The sequence below is a fragment of the Paenibacillus aquistagni genome, assembly GCF_900177815.1.
Taxonomy (GTDB): Bacteria; Bacillota; Bacilli; order Paenibacillales; family Paenibacillaceae; genus Paenibacillus_B; species Paenibacillus_B aquistagni.
In genome coordinates this window covers 1-5065 of the sequence record NZ_FXAZ01000014.1, presented here as the reverse complement: position 1 = coordinate 5065, position 5065 = coordinate 1, and the positions used below count along the sequence as shown (strand labels likewise).

Sequence of the window (5065 nt, the reverse complement as noted above, 5' to 3'; positions counted from 1 at the left end):
GAAGATGCCTATCTGGTATTAGCTCACGTTTCCGTGGGTTATCCCAGTCTTATGGGCAGGTTACCTACGTGTTACTCACCCGTCCGCCGCTAAGCATCAGAGGTGCAAGCACCTCATCAGCTCCGCTCGACTTGCATGTATTAGGCACGCCGCCAGCGTTCGTCCTGAGCCAGGATCAAACTCTCCATAAAAGTGTTTGACTTGCTCATTGGTATTGCTGACGAGAAATTAATTCTCAATAATGTTTCACTCGTTGTTCAGTTTTCAAAGAACAAAGTTAGTTACTTTCTTTTGTTCACCGCCGTTCAGCGGCGACTTAATTAATATATCATGTATTTCAGTTAAGGTCAAGCATCTTTTTCAATATTTTTTATTCTATTGAATCAGAAGCTGTTAACCTTCCCGCTTTTTAAGGGCGGAATAAGAATATATCATGAATTCTGATATAATGCAAGCTTTTTAGCAAGAATAAAATACACAAGCTCTCATGCGGTATCTTCTCTTTTTACTTCACCCTTATCCGCATATGAAATATAGATTCGAACTGACTCACAGCAATCTCGCTAGCCAATGCGATGGATTAACCGTCCGGCTATATTCTAATAATAAATAGCGCATTTCTAATTAGGCATAGATCATTACTCTTATCAATAATTGAATGATCATTATATCCGCATATAATGAAGCCATTTTTTTGCTATAGCGTGGTCAGCAGTTTCTGGTCTCCTACGAGCCCTCCTCCCATTTCGATATCGTCTAGCCTCATTCACATGATTTTAGTAATTTTATTACTGGAAATATAATTTATATTGAAACTTTATTTCAGTCGATATACAATGTACCCATAAAACGTTTTCAAATCACAACAGCCAAGGGGAGAACATACATGCTAGAACATTTGACAACGGAAGCTCGCAATGAACGAACTATGAATTTGGATGAACTCTCAGTCGAGCAATTTCTTATCATTATGAATGAAGAAGATGCCAAGGTTGCTCACGCTGTCCGCGAGCAGATCCCACAAATTGCTCAAGCAGTTGAAAAAATCGCAGCATCATTGCGACAACAAGGCCGCCTCATCTACATGGGTGCTGGCACAAGCGGAAGAATCGGTTTATTGGATGCGGTTGAATGCCCCCCAACCTTCGGCACTGCGCCAGAACAGGTCGTTGGGCTTATCGCTGGAGGTGACAAAGCGTTTATCAAGGCCATTGAAGGCGCCGAAGACAGCATAGAGCTTGGCATTCAAGACTTAAAGAACATTGAGCTTACGGAAAAAGACACTGTTGTTGGAATCGCAGCTAGCGGCAGAACCCCCTATGTGATTGCAGGCCTAGAATATGCGAACCACATCGGAGCCAGCACTGTAGCTATCGCTTGCAACAAGGATTCCGAGGTCGGCAAGGCGGCGCAGATTGCTATCGAGGTCATGAACGGCCCGGAGGTGCTGACAGGTTCTACTCGTCTAAAATCAGGAACATCCCAGAAGCTTATATGCAATATGCTTTCGACAGCAGCCATGATTCAGGTCGGCAAGGTATATGGCAATCTTATGGTAGATGTGCAGCTGACGAACGAGAAGCTTGTTGAACGCGCCAAGCGAATCGTGATGGAAGCAACCTCTTGTGATTATGCGACTGCGGAGAATTACCTTGAGCTTGCCCATCAGAAGCCAAAGGCAGCGATCGTCATGATTCTGACAGGACTATCATACGAGGACACGATGACCAAGCTTGAACAGTCACAAGGATATATTCGCAAGGCCATTCAATAATGTATGTTATCGTTGCTTGTTTTCCGTTACAACACGTTATCCTTTAGGAGGGAAACATCATGAATCCAAATCGCGCGCTTGCTGAAGAAATTCTGGAGGCTGTAGGTGGCGCTTCGAATATTCACAACTTTACAAACTGTATTACTCGATTGCGTATCAACCTTGTTGATCGAAGCTTGATCGATGAGCCTAGAATTAAGAATACGAAGGGTGTAATGGGAGTCGTTGATGATGAAACTTATCAGATCGTCCTCGGTCCAGGTACCGTAAAGAAAGTTGCCGATGAGCTTGCCAGTATTATCGAATCTGGTGGAGAAGCCTGCAGCAAGCCGGCCTCCAAGCCTGCAAACGCTGATTCAAAAGGTCAGGACATCAAGGCTGAGCTGAAGAAGAAAAACAATACGCCATTCAAAAATTTCTTGCGCAAGATCGGCAACATCTTTATCCCTTTGATCCCTGCCCTTGTCGGTGCTGGTCTGATCAACGGCATCGCAGGCCTGATGGCCAATCTGATGAAGACAGGCTTCTCTCCCGAATGGATGGTAACGCTTCAACCGATCGTGAGTGTTATCGGATCTGCTTTCTTCTTGTACCTTACTGTTTTCGCTGGCGTGAACGCAGCGAAGGAATTCGGAGGGACCCCTTCACTGGGAGGTGCCGTATCAGCCATCATTATCGCGCCAAGCGTTGCTAACATTTCATATACGTATCCCGTATTTGGAGAAATAACCTTAAGTCCTGGACAGGGCGGTATTATCGGGGCTATCTTCGCTGCCGTTCTTATCTCTTATATAGAAAAATGGGTTCGCAAGCGCGTGCCAGCTGCCATCGATATTATCGTGACACCAACCATTGCCCTCCTTGTCGTTGGTCTTATTACGATCTTTGTATTCATGCCTTTGGCAGGTGTGATCTCTCAAGCGATCGGTACTGCAACAACCTGGCTTCTCGCCCATGGTGGTCTATTGTCAGGCTTTGTTCTAGCAGCATCCTTCCTGCCGCTTGTCATGTTTGGTCTTCACCAAGCTTTGATTCCGATTCATGCGGAATTAATTACCCAGTTCGGGTATACGGCGCTCCTGCCTATTCTTGCGATGGCTGGCGCAGGGCAAGTCGGGGCTGCAATCGCTATTTATATGAAATTAAAGCATAACAAGAGCATGCGCAATCTCATTAAAGGGGTTCTGCCTGTAGGGTTCTTAGGCATTGGGGAGCCGCTCATTTACGGGGTGTCTTTGCCGCTTGGCCGCCCATTTATTACAGCATGTATCGGCGGAGGCTTCGGCGGCGCTGTGCTTGGACTGTATGCCATGTCAGGCAACTTCATCGGTTCTATGGCCATTGGCCCTTCAGGTCTTGTACTCGTACCGCTGGTTACAGGTCCGCTAGGTATCGGTGCTTCCATCGTCGGCTACCTGCTTGGACTAGTCTCTTCTTATATCGGAGGCTTCCTGCTAACGTACTTCTTCGGCTTTACAAAGGAACTTCTATTAGAGCATAATAAAGATAATTAAGCAGATTGCTATTTCATGAACGTAGGGCATCTTGGAGGCAGACTCCACAGGTGTCCTACTTTTGTTCATCATTAGAGAGGATTCAGGGGGCTTTGCCATGACGGGAAGTATTTTGACACAAATCCAAGCAATATACAGCACGCTGTCACAGTCTGAGCAGAAAGTAGCGCGATATGTGCTGGAGCATCCGGAAGAAGCTGCCATCATCAGCATTCATGATCTGGCTGACAAGGCGAAGACAAGCGGAGCCTCGGTTGTTCGCTTCTGCAACTCCTTGCAGGTTGGTGGATTTCCACAGTTGAAGGTAAGGCTGTCCCTTGATATGGCTAAGGACGAACGCCCCACCTACTATGATTTTGATCCAAACGACACGACGCATTCTATTATAAAAAAGACAATGTCCAATAGCATTCAGGCCTTACAGGATACAGCTGAAGCCTTGGACAGCAGCATGGTCGATCAAATCGTGGATGCAATGGCCAAGGCGCCTGCTATTTATACCTATGGGATTGGAGCATCATCCGTGGTTGCGGATGACATCGTGCAGAAGTGGATGCGGCTTGGCAAGACAGTCTTCTCTTTTCAAGATCAGCATGTCCTTGCGGTCAACATCGCCAACGCCCCCAAAAACTCGGTATTCATCGGTGTATCCTACAGTGGTAAAACCAAAGAGGTTGTTCAATCGCTTAAGCTTGCAAACACCTACGGGCTTACAACAGTCGGCATTTCTCGTTATGGAGAACATGAGGTTGGCTCGCACGCAAGCTGCATGCTCCATGTGGCACACGCCCCTGAGGCAGTGTTTCGAAGTGCTGCTACTAGTTCACGCCTTGCGCAGCTGCTTGCTGTGGATACACTGTTCTTTGCTTATGCTTCTGCACAGCATGATGAGACGCTGCAGCACTTGAAGGATACCAGCCAAGCCATTCAACTGCTGCGTGAGCAGTCCTGATGTTGATCAATTGAAATACGTATCGCTCTATGCAAGCAACAAAGCCGTGTCATTTCGTCTTATAACAAGACGAGAGACACGGCTTTGTTCATTTATATGTGAGAACACTGTCCTCATCTTATAGATTGAACATCCATCTATGCATCTATGATAAGGGACAACGTTTATTTTTGATGTATACCTCTTGCTATATAGGTCTTAAGCGAATGGTGCGTCCGCGACCTGCTCAAATATCGTCTTACTACCAACGATTTTCTTAGCACTGCGTCATGTTCCCCTTTGAATACTGCCACTATTCACTGAAAACACTGCAAAGCTGAAGCTTGAATTATAAAATCTTCACAGACTGTTTATAACCTATGCATAACTCACAAAAGTTTGACGCATTTATTTATTCATACACATGTGGATAACATTATTTTTTTGATATGAGGTAAAAGATATGTAAACAACATCGGGTCATTTGTGGATGATATTGCTGAAAATGATTGGTTATCCCCGTTTCCCCATAGTTTTCAACAAAAAATGTGGATGAATCCTTAATAGTTTGCCTAATCGGTAATCAAATAAAGTTATGCACGGGTGGATAACTTTATTTTTGTCAGCGATAATTATCCCCAAATTCACAAACAATTGTTAATAAAATGTGGACAACAAACAGCCCACTCACCTCGATAGAGGAAGTGGGCTATTTGGTTTGCTTGGCAACGTCCTACTCTCCCAGGACCCTGCGGTCCAAGTACCATCGGCGCTGAAAGGCTTAACGGTCGTGTTCGGGATGGGTACGCGTGGAACCCTTTCGCCATCGTCACCAAACCTGATTTT

At 45.5% G+C, this 5065-nt stretch carries 3 protein-coding genes and 2 rRNA genes; 3 read left to right on the top strand and 2 right to left on the bottom strand.

The annotated features are described in order from the left end of the window. Positions 1 to 191: ribosomal RNA gene (locus tag B9Y93_RS24135) — 16S ribosomal RNA — on the bottom strand; the annotation flags it as partial. 695 nt (positions 192 to 886) lie between these two features. On the opposite strand from B9Y93_RS24135, the gene murQ reads away from it, so the two are divergent. The 3 genes from murQ (at position 887) to B9Y93_RS24120 (ending at position 4240) form a co-directional block, all read left to right on the top strand. Beyond that, complete coding sequence (gene murQ, locus B9Y93_RS24130) at positions 887 to 1774, top strand: N-acetylmuramic acid 6-phosphate etherase (RefSeq protein ID WP_085499137.1); 888 nt, start codon at positions 887 to 889, stop codon at positions 1772 to 1774. Between the two features lie 59 nt (positions 1775 to 1833). Beyond that, positions 1834 to 3288: a PTS transporter subunit EIIC gene (locus tag B9Y93_RS24125; protein ID WP_085499135.1), complete on the top strand. Its 1455-nt coding sequence runs from the start codon at positions 1834 to 1836 to the stop codon at positions 3286 to 3288. A 97-nt stretch (positions 3289 to 3385) separates the two neighbouring features. After that, positions 3386 to 4240, top strand: a complete 855-nt coding sequence (locus tag B9Y93_RS24120; RefSeq protein WP_085499133.1) for a MurR/RpiR family transcriptional regulator — start codon at positions 3386 to 3388, stop codon at positions 4238 to 4240. A 699-nt stretch (positions 4241 to 4939) separates the two neighbouring features. Here B9Y93_RS24120 and rrf read toward each other — a convergent pair. Continuing rightward, a 5S ribosomal RNA gene (gene rrf, locus B9Y93_RS24115) occupies positions 4940 to 5056 on the bottom strand. Positions 5057 to 5065 lie beyond the last annotated feature (9 nt).

Coding starts and splice junctions, on each gene's coding strand:
- murQ (WP_085499137.1), top strand. CDS start 887: ATGCTAGAACATTTGACAACGGAAGCTCGCAATGAACGAACTATGAAT.
- B9Y93_RS24125 (WP_085499135.1), top strand. CDS start 1,834: ATGAATCCAAATCGCGCGCTTGCTGAAGAAATTCTGGAGGCTGTAGGT.
- B9Y93_RS24120 (WP_085499133.1), top strand. CDS start 3,386: ATGACGGGAAGTATTTTGACACAAATCCAAGCAATATACAGCACGCTG.